The organism is Allobrachymonas wangyanguii, from assembly GCF_045055315.1.
In the GTDB taxonomy this organism is placed as follows: Bacteria; Pseudomonadota; Gammaproteobacteria; order Burkholderiales; family Burkholderiaceae_C; genus Brachymonas; species Brachymonas wangyanguii.
In genome coordinates this window covers 101,788-115,456 of record NZ_CP173677.1, presented here as the reverse complement: position 1 = coordinate 115,456, position 13,669 = coordinate 101,788, and the positions used below count along the sequence as shown (strand labels likewise).

Below are 13,669 nucleotides of genomic sequence, written 5' to 3'. Positions count from 1 at the left end.
TTCAAGGAGTCGCCATGAAGATCCTGCTGGCTGTCGATGGCAGCACCTATACCAAGAAGATGCTGGTCTATCTGGTCCAGAACCGCGACATGTTCGCCACGCACAACCAGAGCCACACGCTGCTGACCGTGCTGCCAGCCCTGCCGGCACGCGTGCGCAACGCCCTGAGCAAGGAACAACTGCTGCAGTACCAGGCCGAGGAAACCGACAAGGTGCTGGAGCCGGTGCTGACCTACCTGGCGCGCCACGACATCCGTCCGCACGTGCTGAGCCGGGTCGGCGATCCGGGCAGCACGATTGCCGAGATTGCCAGGGAAGAAAAATTCGGCATGGTGATCATGGGTTCGCACGGCCAGGGCGCTTTAGGCAACCTGCTGATGGGCTCGGTCGCCACGCGCGTGCTGGCCGAGTGCGAGGTGCCGGTACTGCTGGTGCGCTGATTCCCCAACCGCACCAAAAAAATCTGCACGCCCGTACGGGCCAGGCACCACGGCAGCAGCCGGAAAAGTTACCATGTGCAACATCTCAGCACAAGGACATTCCCATGGGACTTTTTCAATGGACAGAACGCAGCAGTGAGGTGCTGCGTCAGGGTGGCAGCATTGCCCCCGATGAACGCCTGCCCTGGCCGCAGACCGGGCTGATGGGCATCCAGCACGTGATCGCCATGTTTGGCTCGACCGTGCTGGCCCCCATCCTGATGGGTTTCGACCCGAACCTGGCGATCTTCATGAGCGGCATCGGCACGCTCATCTTCTTCCTGTTTACCGGCGGCAAGGTGCCGAGCTATCTGGGCAGCAGCTTTGCCTTTATCGGCGTGGTGGTGGCTGCCACCGGCTATGGTGGCAGCGGGCCCAACCTGAACCTGGCGGTGGCGCTGGGTGGCATCATCGTCTGCGGCCTGGTCTACATGCTGATCGGCCTGCTGGTGCAACTGATCGGCACGCGCTGGATCGAGAGCCTGATGCCGCCAGTCGTCACCGGTGCCGTGGTGGCGGTGATCGGCCTGAACCTGGCCGCGATTCCGGTGAAGAACATGGCTGCCAGCAACTTTGACAGCTGGATGCAGGCCGTCACCTTCATCTGCGTGGCGCTGGTCGCCGTGCTGACGCGCGGCATGCTGCAGCGCCTGCTGATCCTGTTCGGCCTGCTGGTCGCCACCGTGGTCTACGTGATCCTGACCAACGGCCTGGGCATGGGCAAGCCGATGGATTTTTCCGGCATCGTCGCCGCGCCCTGGTTCGGCCTGCCGCAGTTCACCGCGCCGGTGTTTGACAGCCGGGCGATCCTGCTGATCGTGCCGGTGGTGTTCATCCTGGTGGCAGAAAACCTGGGCCATATCAAGGCGGTGAGCGCCATGTCCGGGCGCAATGTGGACGGCTACATGGGCCGCGCCTTTATCGGCGATGGCATTGCCACCATGGTCAGCGGCTCGGCTGGTGGCACCGGCGTCACCACCTATGCCGAGAACATCGGCGTGATGGCGGCGACCCGCATCTACTCCACTGCGGTGTTCGTGGCGGCTGCGCTGATCGCACTGCTGCTCGGCTTCAGTCCCAAGTTCGGTGCCGTGATCCAGGCGATTCCGCTGCCGGTGATGGGCGGCGTCAGCATCGTGGTGTTCGGCCTGATTGCCGTCTCCGGCGCCAATATCTGGGTGCGCAACCAGGTCGATTTCGGCAATACCAGCAACCTGATGGTGGCCGCCATCACGCTGGTGCTGGGCACCGGCGACTTCACGCTGGCCTTTGGCGACTTCAGGCTCGGCGGCATCGGCACCGCCACCTTTGGCGCGATCTTGCTGCACCAGCTGCTGCGACTGCGCCGCAACTGAGGGGCGTCACCCCCCAATGCAAGAGGCTGCCGATTTGCATCGGCAGCCTCTTTTTTCCTGTTCCGGCGGATCAGCCGCGCAAACGGTCGATCAGGCCGTTCAGCGCTTCCAGCGAGCCGAAGTGGATCGCCAGCTCGCCAACCTCCTCGATACGGCCGTTGCGCTTGACGCGCTTTTTCACGCGTACTTCGACCTCGGCCGCCAGCAGGTCCGACAGCTCTTCTTCCACGCTACGCACATCACCGGATTTTTCACGGCGCACACGCTGCGGCTTGAGCTCGAATTCCTCGCCCAGCTTCTTCACCAGCTTCTCGGCCTCGCGCACCGACAGCTTCTTGTTGGCAATCTGCTGCGCCGCCGTGATCTGGTGCGCCTTGTCCAGACTCAACAAGGCACGTGCATGGCCCATGTCCAGGTCGCCGGCCATCAGCATGGTCTGTACCGGATCGGCCAGCTGCAGCAGGCGCAGCAGGTTGCTGGCGGCGCTGCGGCTGCGACCCACGGCCTGCGCCGCCTGCTCGTGCGTCAGGCCAAACTCGCGCACCAGGCGCTGCAGGCCCTGGGCTTCTTCCAGCGGGTTCAGGTCCTCGCGCTGCATGTTCTCGATCAGCGCCATCACGGCAGCCGCTTCGTCGGCCACCTCGCGTACCAGCACCGGCACGCTGTCCAGGCCAGCCAGGCCGGCGGCGCGGAAACGCCGCTCGCCAGCGATGATCTCGTACTTGCCGGCATTGTCGCCACCAATCAGCGGGCGCACCAGAATCGGCTGCATGACACCTTGCGACTTGATGCTTTCGGCCAGCTCGTAGAGCGCGCCTTCGTCCATGTGCGTGCGCGGCTGGTAGACGCCGGGCACCAGCTGTGTCAGCGGCAGGGTACCGGGCTGGCCATCGGCCAGCACCGTCGTGCTGTCATCGGTGGTCAGGTCGATACCGGCCTTGCCACTGACCTTGGGGCCCAGCAGTGCCTCCAGACCACGTCCCAGACCCTTGTTGCGTTTCGTCGTTGCCATTTCTTGTTCCTTCAGGCTGCTGCCAGCAGTTGGCGCAGCAGCAGCTGGCCCTGCGGCCAATCTCCCAATCCACTGTCGGCATTCACATGCCCCAGCGCCCCGACATCCTGCCATTGGCTGCCCCATTGCCGCGCCAGATCGCGTGAACGCTCCAGCGTGCAGAAGGGATCATCGCGGCTGGCCAGCAGCAGGCTGGGAAAAGGCAAGGCCCGGGTATCGGTGCCTTTCCAGCTGTGCAGCTGCGGTAGCGGCTGTTGCTGCAGATCCGGCGGTGCCACCAGCAGCGCCGCCTTGACGCGCGCCGTGTGCTGCGAATGGCCGGCCCAGGCCGCCACCAGCCAGCATCCCAGGCTGTGCGCCACCAGCACCGCAGGCTGTTCCGACTGCAGCAGCTGTTCTTCCAGCTGCATCATCCAGTCGCCACGCAGCGGCTGTTCCCAGTCATGCTGCTGCACGCGCTGGTAACCAGACTGCTGTTCCCACAGCGTCTGCCAGTGCTCCGGGCCACTGCCATGCCAACCGGGGAGTGTCAGGACGCGCATGCCACTGCCTCAGTCATTCTGCACGCGCTGCACCATCTCCCGGGCAAACTCGACAAAGGCCTTGCTGCCCTTGGCCGAGGCATCGAACACGACGCCAGGCAGGCCATAGCTGGGCGCTTCGGCCAGACGCACGTTGCGCGGGATCACGGTCTCGAACACCTTGTCGCCAAAGTGTTCCTTGAGCTGTTCGCTGACCTGCTGCTGCAGCGTGATGCGCGGATCGTACATCACGCGCAACAGGCCGATCACCTTGAGCTCCGGATTCAGGTTGGCGTGTACCTGGCGGATCGTGTTGACCAGGTCGGTCAGGCCTTCGAGCGCAAAGTATTCGCACTGCATCGGCACGATCACGCCATGGGCACAGCACAGGCCGTTCAGTGTCAGCAGCGACAGCGCCGGCGGGCAGTCGATCAAGATGAAATCGTAGTTCTTCTTGACCTTGGACAGCGCCAGTTTCAGGCGCTTTTCACGGCGGTCCTGCGTCACCAGTTCCACTTCGGCACCTGCCAGTTCACGGTTGGCACCCAGTACATCGTAGCCGACCTGCTCCGGACTGACCACGGCATCAGCCACCTTGCAGTCTTCCAGCAGCACGTCGTACACGCTGTGTTCGAGCTGGCGCTTGTCCACGTTCGACCCCATGGTGGCATTGCCCTGCGGGTCCAGGTCAATCAGCAGTACCCGCTGACCCAGTCGTGCCAGTCCAGCCGCCAGGTTGACGGTCGTGGTGGTCTTGCCTACTCCACCTTTCTGGTTGGCAATACAGAATATGCGGGCCATGGGGAATGCTCTTCCTTTGAATGCTGGGATGAGGGGATTGTACGGGTCAGCTGCCGCAGCCCGATGAAAGCTGCGTCATGCTGGTACGCTTCGCTGCGATTAAGCTGCAGTATTGTCGGCCTGCAACCGCATCCAGACGATGCAGCGCTCGGCATCAAGCTGCGGCACCTGCAGTTGTTCCACGTGAAACACGGCGATACCCTGCGGCAGCGCATCGATCTCCGGCTGCGGATGCTTGCCCTTGAGCGCCATCCAGCAACCATTGTCTGCCAGCGCCTGGCGCGACCAGGCAGTGAAATCGGCCAGCGTGGCAAAGGCACGGCTGCTGATCAGGTCGTAACGATCCTGCAGCTGCTCGACGCGGGCATGGATGGATTTCAGATTCGGCAGGCGCAGCTGGGTCGCGGCGGTCTGGATGAAGGCAGCCTTCTTGCCGACAGTGTCCACGCAATGCACCTGCAGCTTCGGGCAACAGATGGCAAACACCACGCCCGGCAGGCCACCACCGGAACCGACATCCAGCAAGCTGCTGGCTGCATACTGCTGATGATATGCCAGCAAGGACGGTACGGCGGCCAGGCTGTCCAGCAGGTGGTGCGTCAGCATTTGCTGCGGATCGCGTACTGCCGTCAGGTTGTAGACGCGGTTCCATTTTTGCAGCAGCTCCAGATAGGCCAGCAGCTGGCTCACCTGTTCATCGCTCAAGGGCAGGGACAGCGCTGCCAGACCCTGGCGCAGCTCGGCTTCCATGCTCATGCCCGATCCTCCTGCTGTTCCGGCAGTTGCCGGGATTTTTTCAGATGGATCAGCAACAGCGAAATCGCCGCCGGGGTCACGCCACTGATGCGCGAGGCTTGGCCCAAGGTAGCCGGCTTGTGCTGGTTCAGCTTCTGGCGCACCTCGAAGCTCAGAGCCGGCACCTGCATGTAGTCGTAATCCCGTGGCAACGCCAGATGCTCGTAGTAGGCAGCGCGCTCCACCTCGGTCTTCTGGCGATCGATATACCCGGCGTACTTGATGCCGATCTCGACCTGCTCGATGATGGCGGCCTGGTCATCCGCTGCCGCTGTTTCACGTGAAACAGGCAGCTCGGGATGGGCGTACTTGCCGCCATCCAGCGACATCAGGCTGGCATAAGTCACTTCAGGTCGTCGCAACAGGTCGGCCAGGTTGTATTCATGGTCGATCGCCTTGCCCAGCACGCGCACCGCTTCTTCTGCCGGCAAGGTCTTCGGGTTGACCCAGGTCGACTTGAGGCGCTCTGTTTCACGTGAAACAGCATCGCGCTTGCGGTTGAAGGCATCCCAGCGGGCATCGTCCACCAGGCCCAGTTCACGGCCTGTTTCGGTCAGGCGCATGTCGGCATTGTCTTCACGCAACTGCAGGCGGAATTCGGCACGGCTGGTGAACATGCGATAGGGTTCGGTCACGCCCTTGGTGATCAGGTCATCAACCAGCACACCGAGATAGGCCTGGTCACGACCCGGCAACCAGGCCGGCTTGCCCAGGCATTGCAGCGCGGCGTTGCAGCCGGCGAACAGGCCTTGTGCCGCTGCCTCTTCATAACCGGTGGTGCCGTTGATCTGGCCGGCAAAGAACAGGCCGTTGATCTGCTGCGTCTCGAAGCTGGCCTTGAGGCTGCGCGGATCGAAGTAGTCGTATTCGATGGCGTAGCCAGGACGCAGGATGTGCGCATTTTCCAGGCCCGGCATGGAACGCACCAGCGCGTACTGGATATCGAAAGGCAGGCTGGTGGAGATACCGTTGGGGTAGATCTCGTGCGTATCCAGGCCTTCCGGTTCCAGGAAGATCTGGTGGCTGTCCTTGTCGGCAAAGCGGTTGATCTTGTCTTCCACGCTCGGGCAGTAGCGCGGGCCAACCCCTTCGATCTTGCCGGTGAACATCGGGCTGCGGTCAAAACCACTGCGGATGATGTCGTGCGTGCGCGCATTGGTATGCGTGATCCAGCACGGCACCTGGCGCGGGTGCATGGCGACCGAGCCCATATAGCTGAACACCGGCAGCTGCGGATTCAGGCCACCTGGCATGCCATCACCCGGCTGTGCCTCGAGCTTGCTGTAATCGATGCTGCGGCCATCCAGGCGCGGCGGCGTGCCGGTCTTGAGGCGACCTTGCGGCAGCTGCAGCTCCTTGAGGCGCGCCGACAGCGACACCGCCGGCGGATCACCGGCACGGCCGGCCTGGTAGTTGTTCAGGCCCACGTGGATGCGGCCATCCAGGAAGGTACCAGCCGTCAGCACCACGGTACGACCGCGGAACTGGATGCCGACTTCAGTCACGGCACCGGTGACGCGATCACCTTCCACCATCAGGTCGGTCACGGCCTGCTGGAACAGCGAGAGATTGGGCTGGTTTTCCAGCACGCGGCGGATGGCCGCCTTGTACAGTGCACGATCCGCCTGGGCACGCGTGGCTCGCACGGCCGGGCCCTTGCTGGAATTGAGCGTGCGGAACTGGATACCGGCTTCGTCCGTGGCCAGTGCCATGGCGCCGCCGAGGGCATCCACTTCCTTGACCAGATGGCCCTTGCCGATACCGCCGATACTGGGGTTGCAGCTCATGGCACCCAGGGTATCGATGTTGTGCGTGAGCAGCAGGGTCTGGCAACCCATGCGGGCCGCAGCCAGCGCCGCTTCGGTGCCGGCATGGCCGCCACCGACCACGATGACGTCGAATTCCTGTGGATAAATCATGTATAACCGCTTGACAAGGACTGGACAAAAAAGCACGCCAACGCACCGGACCGGGTTGCCGGAGAGGGGACGTGCCTGGAAAAAAAGCTTCCGGGACGCCATTTTAGCGGCTGGGGCTGATCCTGTCTGCACACCGACTGTTCACTCTGGAACTCCGATGACCAATCAACAACCTGCGATAGCCTGCCGGCCTGGCTGTGCTGCCTGCTGCATCGCGCCCAGCATCAGCAGCCCGATTCCGGATCCGCAGGGTGGTCCGGCCAGGCCCAAACCGGCTGGCATTCCCTGTGGACAACTGGATGAACAACTGCGCTGCCGCCTGTTTGGCCAACCCGGCAGACCGGCCGTCTGCAGCCAATTGGCCCCGGCTGTGGATATGTGCGGCAGCGATCCCGATCCGGCGCGCGCCCGGGTCCATGCCATGCAGTTTCTCGACCAACTGGAGCGACTTACTGCCCCATCCTGGGCACGTCAAGGTACAACCCTGTAGACAAGTTTTGCATAAGCAGGGACTTATCCACAGATTCCGGATCGGGGTGACAATTGTTGTCGGTGACTCCACAGCCCGGATACGCGATCATGCACCTGTTGTGGCAAAGGCCAAGCTATTGAATCAGAAAGCAAAAAAGTGCTTATCCACAGGAACCGTCTGCCCTCTATTACTACTACTACTTATATATATAAGATTCTTTAAAAGACAGGGGACAAGTTCGCCCTGAACAAAAAGACGCCACGCCATGTTCTCCGTACCTGTTCCAACCATCCCCATCGACGTAAAGACCGTGTTCTTTGCGTTCGAAGTCATTGCGACCTTTGCCTTTGCCTTGTCGGGCCTGTTCGTCGCGCGTGACAACAAGCTTGATGCCGTCGGCACCTTCATCGCCACCTTTCTGGCAGCCTTTGGTGGTGGAACCCTGCGCGACATCATGCTGATGCAGCGTCCGTTCTACTGGGTCACGCAAAGCGAACTGCTTTGGGGCATCCTGTTCATGTCGGTGCTGTCCAGCGTGACGCTGAAAGTCACGAAACTGCTGTCGAACCGCATCATCATGGTGGCTGATGCCATCGGCCTGGGCATCTTCAGTGCCACCGGTACGCACCTGGCCCTGCTGATGGGCTGGCCACCCATGCCTTGCGTGATGATTGGCGTGATCACCGCCACCTTTGGTGGCCTGCTGCGTGATGTCGTCTGCAACCAGAAGCCAATGCTGATGAGCGATCCCTCGCCTTATGCCAGCGTGGCCTTTGTCGGCAACTGGCTGCTGCTGGGCCTGATCCATCTGAACTGGATGAATACCTTCTGGAACATCGTGGTGGCAGCCAGCGTGATTGCCGGTGGTCGCCTGCTGCTGGCCTTCTTTGGTGTCAAGCTGCCGCAGCTGGATGGCCACTGACCCGGTCTGATCCTGGCTTGCAACGCCTCCGGCAGGCCGCTGGAGGCGTTTTTTCATGCTGATGCTGGCATGGATGGCCTGACAGGCCAAAAAACGCGCCAGGGAGCTGGAAAGGCTGCAAGCAGCTTTCAGGCTGTCTGCTCTGGCCGAAATCCACTGATTTGCCTGTTTATTAGGCAATTTCAGATGTTATATTGATGGATATATTAAGAGAGACCCACCATGTTTTTTGATCTGACCCAGGCGGATGCCCCGCTGGCTCCGCGCCATGTCTACCAGCTGCTGGTTGGTGGCATCGTTCCTCGCCCGATTGCCTGGATCAGCACGCGCAGTGCTGCCGGCATCGCCAACCTGGCACCGTACTCCTTCTTCAACGTGGCCAGCGTGAATCCGCCAGTGCTGTGCGTCACCCAGGTGAATCCGCCCAACGCAAGCGAAGCACGACCGCACAAGGACACGCTGAGCAATCTGCTCGAAACCCGGGAATGCGTGGTGCAGATTGCAGCCTCTTCGCAGTTGCAGGTGCTGAATACGTCGGCTGGCCTGTATCCACCAGACGTTGACGAATTTGAATTGGCTGGATTGCAGCCTGTGCCGAGTCAGCTGGTCGATGTGCCAGCGGTGGCTGATGCGCCGGTGCGCTACGAATGCCGCTTGCGCGAGGTGCTGCCGATTTCGACGCTGCACATGGGAGGCACCATGATGCTGCTCGATGTGATCGGCATTGAAGTCCATGACAGCGTGGCCAGCGAACAGGGTATTGATCCGACAAAGCATGATGCGCTCGGCAAGCTGGGTGGCGATGGCTATAGCACCACGCGCGAACAGCAGTACCTGTCGCGCCCGGTGGTCAAGGCCTGAACACCAGGTTCATGTTCCACGTGAAACACCATGCTGGCAAGGCCGACAAATCAGCCGGCTTGACATTGACATGCTGGCAAGGTGCATCATGTGTCCATGGCTGCTGCATCGGGTAGTGGCCACACACTGAAAGGAAGAACCATGTCCCAGATCCAGCGTTTCCAGGTTACCGGCATGACTTGCGGCCACTGCGAAAAAGCCGTGACCCAGGCGATCCAGCAGGTGGATGCCGCGGCACAAGTGCGCATTGACCGCGCTGCCAATCTTGTGGAAGTCGAGTCCGGTGCCGATGCGGCTGCGCTGCGTGCTGCCATCATCGAGGAAGGTTACGAGACCGAGATCCTGAATGGCTGACCAGCCCTTGCCGGATACCGTGCAGTGGCCCGTGCATATCAGCACGGCCACGCGCCTGTCCGGCTTGTCGGCGCGCATGATCCGACACTATGAATCGCTGGGACTGTTGCCCGGCATTGCGCGCAGCGAGAGCGGCTACCGGCTGTACGACGAGAACGATATCCACACGCTGCGTTTTATCCAGCGCGGGCGCAGTCTGGGTTTTGGCATGGAGCAGCTGACCGAGCTGCTCGGCCTGTGGCGTGACCAGGGACGCAGCAGCGCCCAGGTGCGGCAACTGGCACAACGCCATGCAGATGCCTTGGCACAGCGCATTGCCGATATGCAGGCGATGCAGGACACGCTGCGCACGCTGATCCATGCCTGCCATGGCGATGCGCGCCCCGAATGCCCGATCCTGGATTCGCTGGCAGACTATGGCGCTAACGATTGCAGACAGGCTTGCGGAGCGTGACCGATGGCACGGATGGCAGGTTTGGTTACAAAACTTCAGGCCTGATAACGCATGGCCATGCCATTCCGGGCAATACTGCAAGGTATGCGGAGCGCCACGGTGGTGACCGCGCAAGTGTCCAAGGACAAGGAAAGATATGACTATCAGCAAGATGATCAGCAAGACAGCCATGGCGATTGCCCTGACCGCCGGTGTCGGCCTGGCCGGCGTGGCACACGCTCAGCAGGGCGCTGCGCCCATGCAGCAGGCCAAGGCTGCGCTGAAGATCACCGCTGCCCAGGAAGGTGCCTGGAACAGCTTCATGAGCACCTACGGCCAGGACTTCCGCCCGAGCGCCACGCCGTCTGCCAAGCAGTTCAACGCCATGAACACGACGCAGCGCATCGCCTTCCTGAAGCAGCGCATGAGCGAGGAAAGCGCCTTCATGAATCGCCGCTATGACGCCAACCTGGCGCTGTATAACGCGCTCGACGCCAACCAGAAGAAGGTGTTTGATGACATGACGGCCCAGCCCGAGCCGCAGCCGCGCAAGGCACCTGCCAAGAAGAAGTAAGCAGCCGCTGCCCTTCACCCAGTCAATGGCCTGCATCAGCAGGCCATTGCTGTTTCTGGCGGCTGCAACAGGCCGGGAGTGCCGACAACGCCATCATGGTCATGAAGGGCTGGATTACACTAGCGGCACGGTTTTCGGGCGCTCGACGCCCTTGCAGCACGAGATGGGAGTACACGGCATGTTTGGATACAACGAAGAGCAGATCGCCTGGTTTGGCCTTACGTTTGGCGTGGGTGCCTTCATGCTGTACATGGTGTTCATCATTGCGCAACTGGCCTGGGAGTCCAAGGCCGGCAAGACCGGCACCTTCTGGCTGTTCCTGGCGCTGGGCCTGGGTTTCACCGGCTTTGTCGCCAAGCTCCTGATCGAGTACATCATCGAAAAGGGCCAGATCCTGTAAGGCGCATGCCGCCGCCGGTGCGTGCAGCATGCGTAGCCCGCACGCCGATTATTTCTTGTGCATCTGGGCTTCGGCGTCCAGAACGTCGCCGTCGGTAAACAGGAATTCACGCAGGTACTCGTCAAACTTGGGGTCCTGACGGCGGATCCACTCCAGCGTCATGGCGGCGTGTTCCTTCTCCTCGTCCCGGTTGTGCTCCAGGATCTTCTTCAGCCCCTGATCCTTGCAGGCATCGGCGCGCTGGTTGTACCAGTCCACGGCTTCCAGCTCTTCCATCAGGGACACGATGGCGCGGTGCATGTCGCGCGTGGCGTCGGTCAGTTCGTTGATTGGCTCGTGATAACCTTCGTTAGACATGTAGCCTCCTTTGGCAGTTGGCCCACGACAGTGTGGAAAACCCACTATAGCCCGGTTATGTTGCAGCGCATGTCAGCATTAACCGCATGCTGGCCGACCCATCAGCGCCGGATGGAGCGCAGCCGGCGCAGCTGCTGGTCGTGCAGGCCGGACAGCAGCAACAAGGCGCAGATACCGCCCAGCAGGGCAAATGCCATGTCGGACTGGGTATCCCACGGATCACCCTGGGTACCGAGAAAGGCCTCGGCCGATTCGCCACTCAGCAGTGCCACCCACCACTCCAGCAGTTCGTAAAAGGAGCTGATGAACATCACCACGCAGACGAGCAGGAAGGCGCGCAGTTTCGGTCCTTGTACATGGTCACCGCGCAGCAGGATCTCGCGCGCGATCATGGCCGGCACAAAACCTTGCACGAAGTGGCCGATCTTGTCATAGGGGTTGCGCATGGTGCCAAGCCAGTCCTGCAGCCAGAAGCCGAATGGCGTCTTGGCGTAAGTGTAGATGCCACCATAGATCAGGATCACGCAGTGCAGGAAGATCAGCCCGTAGAGCAGGCTGGTGAGCGGATAGCGCCGGTGCGTGGCCCAGAGCAGTGGCAGCGCGATCATCACCGGCAGGGTTTCGAGCAGCCAGGTCATGCGGTCGCCGGTCAGCCACCAGGAAATGGCGAGAATCAGCAGCATGGCCAGTGAGGCCAGCATCAGGGCCGGCTGACGCGGATCAGAAGGGCTGGTGGACGACATGGTTGCAGGAACTCCAGATAATGGGTGCATGGCGCTGATCAGGCGCGTCGATTTTTTCCACGATACCACTGCCATGCCCCATCTCATCTTTTTGTGCGGACACGCCGGTACCGGCAAGACCACGCTGGCCAAGCGGCTGGTACGTGAACTCAATGACCGCAGCGAGGATTCCTATTGCATGCTGGACAAGGACACCTTGTACGGCAATTTCAGCTCGGCCGTGATGGGCGTGCTGACGGGCAACCCGAACGACCGCGACAGCCCAGTCTATCTGGACAACCTGCGCAATCCGGAATATGCGGGCCTGCTGGATACGGCGCGCGACAACCTGGAGCTGGGTACACATGTGCTGGTGGTGGCGCCGCTGTCGCGCGAGATCAAGGCGCACCAGCTGATCGATCGCGACTGGTTGCGCGTCGGGCCGGAGGTGCAGATCACCGTGGTCTGGGTGCATCTGCAGGAAGCCGAGGCGCGTCGACGTATCGAGCTGCGCGGCAACCCGAACGACGAATGGAAGCTGCAGCACTGGGATCAGTACCGCACGCGGCTGTTCCAGCCGAATCCGGATGAGTACCCGGAGCTGTTCCAGTTCGACAACACGCAGGATGACGGTACGCGCTACCGTGAACTGCTGGAAATGTTGCTGCTGGTGGAACAGCAGGGCCGCACGTCCTAGCGTATTGCAATCGTTGCAAGTGCATCCATGTACGAAGACAAAGGAGAATTGTTCATGAGCACAGACACCACGATCCAGACCCCGCGCCAGTTGGAGCATATTGTGGCCGGCCAGCCCACTTCCGATGGTGCCGGCGTGCAGTTGACGCGCGTGATTGCACAGGAGCTGCAACAGCGGCTGGATCCGTTCCTGATGATGGACCAGTTTGGCAGCGACAACCCGGATGACTACATCGCCGGTTTTCCGAACCACCCACACCGGGGATTCGAGACCATCACCTACATGATTGCCGGCCGCATGAAGCACAACGACAGTGGCGGGAACGAAGGCATACTGGAAAACGGCGGCGTGCAGTGGATGACGGCCGGCAGCGGCGTGATCCACTCCGAGCTGCCGCAACAGGAAGAAGGCACGATGGAAGGCTTTCAGCTCTGGCTGAACCTGCCGGCCAGCGACAAGATGTGTGCGCGGTACCAGGACTTCCAGGCGGATGACCTGCCGCAGCTGACCACGCCCGAAGGCGTGAAAGTGATCGTGATTGCCGGTGAAAGCCATGGTGCGGCCAGCACGGTGCAGCGCCCGGTGACGCAGCCGATGTATCTGGACTTGCACATGCCGGCCGGCAGCCGCTTTGAGCAGCCGATTCCGGAAGGCCACCATGCCTTTGTCTATGTCTACCGTGGCAAGGTACTGGTAGGCGGCCAGGCCGTGGGCACGCAGCGTCTGGGCATCCTGGCGCAGACACCGGGATCGGATGGCGTGGTGCTGGAGACCAGCGTGGACAGCAAGGTGCTGCTGATTGCCGGCAAGCCGCTGCACGAGCCTATCGTGCAGTACGGTCCGTTCGTGATGAACACGCAGGAGCAGATCTTCCAGGCGTTGCGCGACATGCAGAGCGGCAAGCTGGTGCAGCAGCCGGCCTGAATGGGTAAAAAAAACGGCTGCTTCCTGAGGAGCAGCCGGTTAGCCAAAGACGCCTGCCACAATCGTGCGCA

The 13,669-nt window shown here is 61.6% G+C and carries 18 protein-coding genes; 11 read left to right on the top strand and 7 right to left on the bottom strand.

Features of this window, described 5'->3' with window-relative positions; translation table 11 throughout:
* Positions 1-14 precede the first annotated feature (14 nt).
* Together ACI3EV_RS00495 and ACI3EV_RS00490 are read left to right on the top strand one after the other, a co-directional pair.
* A complete protein-coding gene (locus ACI3EV_RS00495) occupies positions 15-440 on the top strand; it encodes a universal stress protein (protein WP_329771797.1) in 426 nt (141 codons plus the stop codon).
* Positions 441-544: 104 nt separating this feature from the next.
* Positions 545-1,834 (top strand): solute carrier family 23 protein, encoded by a 1,290-nt coding sequence (locus ACI3EV_RS00490; RefSeq protein WP_337692119.1) that lies wholly within the window; start codon positions 545-547, stop codon positions 1,832-1,834.
* Between the two features lie 70 nt (positions 1,835-1,904).
* Here ACI3EV_RS00490 and ACI3EV_RS00485 read toward each other — a convergent pair whose 3' ends face one another.
* From ACI3EV_RS00485 to mnmG, 5 genes are all read right to left on the bottom strand, one after another.
* Positions 1,905-2,846, bottom strand: coding sequence for a ParB/RepB/Spo0J family partition protein (locus ACI3EV_RS00485; RefSeq protein WP_329771801.1), 942 nt, complete (start codon positions 2,844-2,846; stop codon positions 1,905-1,907).
* An 11-nt stretch (positions 2,847-2,857) separates the two neighbouring features.
* Positions 2,858-3,388, bottom strand: a complete 531-nt coding sequence (locus ACI3EV_RS00480; protein WP_329771803.1) for an alpha/beta fold hydrolase — start codon at positions 3,386-3,388, stop codon at positions 2,858-2,860.
* Positions 3,389-3,397: 9 nt separating this feature from the next.
* Positions 3,398-4,168 carry an AAA family ATPase gene (locus ACI3EV_RS00475; RefSeq protein WP_329771804.1) on the bottom strand — a complete coding sequence of 257 codons (771 nt, stop codon included), beginning with the start codon at positions 4,166-4,168 and terminating at the stop codon, positions 3,398-3,400.
* Positions 4,169-4,267: 99 nt separating this feature from the next.
* Positions 4,268-4,924, bottom strand: a complete 657-nt coding sequence (gene rsmG / locus ACI3EV_RS00470) for a 16S rRNA (guanine(527)-N(7))-methyltransferase RsmG (protein ID WP_329771805.1) — start codon at positions 4,922-4,924, stop codon at positions 4,268-4,270.
* Complete coding sequence (gene mnmG, locus ACI3EV_RS00465; protein ID WP_337692120.1) at positions 4,921-6,882, bottom strand: tRNA uridine-5-carboxymethylaminomethyl(34) synthesis enzyme MnmG; 1,962 nt, start codon at positions 6,880-6,882, stop codon at positions 4,921-4,923. The genes rsmG and mnmG overlap by 4 nt, the downstream gene beginning before the upstream one ends.
* Positions 6,883-7,039: 157 nt before the next feature.
* On the opposite strand from mnmG, the gene ACI3EV_RS00460 reads away from it, so the two are divergent.
* The 7 genes from ACI3EV_RS00460 to ACI3EV_RS00430 all read left to right on the top strand — a co-directional run bounded on the left by ACI3EV_RS00460 (position 7,040) and on the right by ACI3EV_RS00430 (position 10,898).
* Positions 7,040-7,372 (top strand): YkgJ family cysteine cluster protein, encoded by a 333-nt coding sequence (locus tag ACI3EV_RS00460; RefSeq protein WP_329771807.1) that lies wholly within the window; start codon positions 7,040-7,042, stop codon positions 7,370-7,372.
* A 247-nt stretch (positions 7,373-7,619) separates the two neighbouring features.
* Positions 7,620-8,276, top strand: a complete 657-nt coding sequence (locus ACI3EV_RS00455; RefSeq protein ID WP_329771809.1) for a trimeric intracellular cation channel family protein — start codon at positions 7,620-7,622, stop codon at positions 8,274-8,276.
* Between the two features lie 222 nt (positions 8,277-8,498).
* Positions 8,499-9,137, top strand: a complete 639-nt coding sequence (locus ACI3EV_RS00450) for a flavin reductase family protein (RefSeq protein WP_337692121.1) — start codon at positions 8,499-8,501, stop codon at positions 9,135-9,137.
* A gap of 141 nt (positions 9,138-9,278) precedes the next feature.
* Positions 9,279-9,491: a heavy-metal-associated domain-containing protein gene (locus tag ACI3EV_RS00445; RefSeq protein ID WP_329771812.1), complete on the top strand. Its 213-nt coding sequence runs from the start codon at positions 9,279-9,281 to the stop codon at positions 9,489-9,491.
* The gene (cueR, locus tag ACI3EV_RS00440; protein WP_337692122.1) at positions 9,484-9,945 is read left to right on the top strand and encodes a Cu(I)-responsive transcriptional regulator; all 462 of its coding nucleotides are present in this window, start codon (positions 9,484-9,486) and stop codon (positions 9,943-9,945) included. The genes ACI3EV_RS00445 and cueR overlap by 8 nt, the downstream gene beginning before the upstream one ends.
* Positions 9,946-10,081: 136 nt before the next feature.
* Positions 10,082-10,498, top strand: coding sequence for a Spy/CpxP family protein refolding chaperone (locus ACI3EV_RS00435; RefSeq protein WP_337692123.1), 417 nt, complete (start codon positions 10,082-10,084; stop codon positions 10,496-10,498).
* Positions 10,499-10,676: 178 nt separating this feature from the next.
* Entirely contained in the window at positions 10,677-10,898 is a 222-nt protein-coding gene (locus ACI3EV_RS00430) for a DUF2788 domain-containing protein (protein WP_329771816.1), read from the top strand.
* 48 nt (positions 10,899-10,946) lie between these two features.
* On the opposite strand, the gene ACI3EV_RS00425 is transcribed toward ACI3EV_RS00430, so the two are convergent.
* Both ACI3EV_RS00425 and ACI3EV_RS00420 read right to left on the bottom strand, forming a co-directional pair.
* The gene (locus tag ACI3EV_RS00425) at positions 10,947-11,255 is read right to left on the bottom strand and encodes a ferritin-like domain-containing protein (RefSeq protein WP_329771817.1); all 309 of its coding nucleotides are present in this window, start codon (positions 11,253-11,255) and stop codon (positions 10,947-10,949) included.
* Positions 11,256-11,356: 101 nt separating this feature from the next.
* On the bottom strand, positions 11,357-12,073 hold the full coding sequence (locus ACI3EV_RS00420) for a DUF2238 domain-containing protein (protein WP_337692124.1): 717 nt from the start codon (positions 12,071-12,073) through the stop codon (positions 11,357-11,359).
* Here ACI3EV_RS00420 and ACI3EV_RS00415 point away from each other — a divergent pair.
* On the top strand, positions 12,072-12,674 hold the full coding sequence (locus ACI3EV_RS00415; RefSeq protein WP_337692125.1) for an ATP-binding protein: 603 nt from the start codon (positions 12,072-12,074) through the stop codon (positions 12,672-12,674). The genes ACI3EV_RS00420 and ACI3EV_RS00415 overlap by 2 nt on opposite strands.
* A 54-nt stretch (positions 12,675-12,728) precedes the next feature.
* Positions 12,729-13,598, top strand: coding sequence for a pirin family protein (locus tag ACI3EV_RS00410; RefSeq protein ID WP_337692126.1), 870 nt, complete (start codon positions 12,729-12,731; stop codon positions 13,596-13,598).
* The last annotated feature ends 71 nt before the right edge of the window (positions 13,599-13,669 follow it).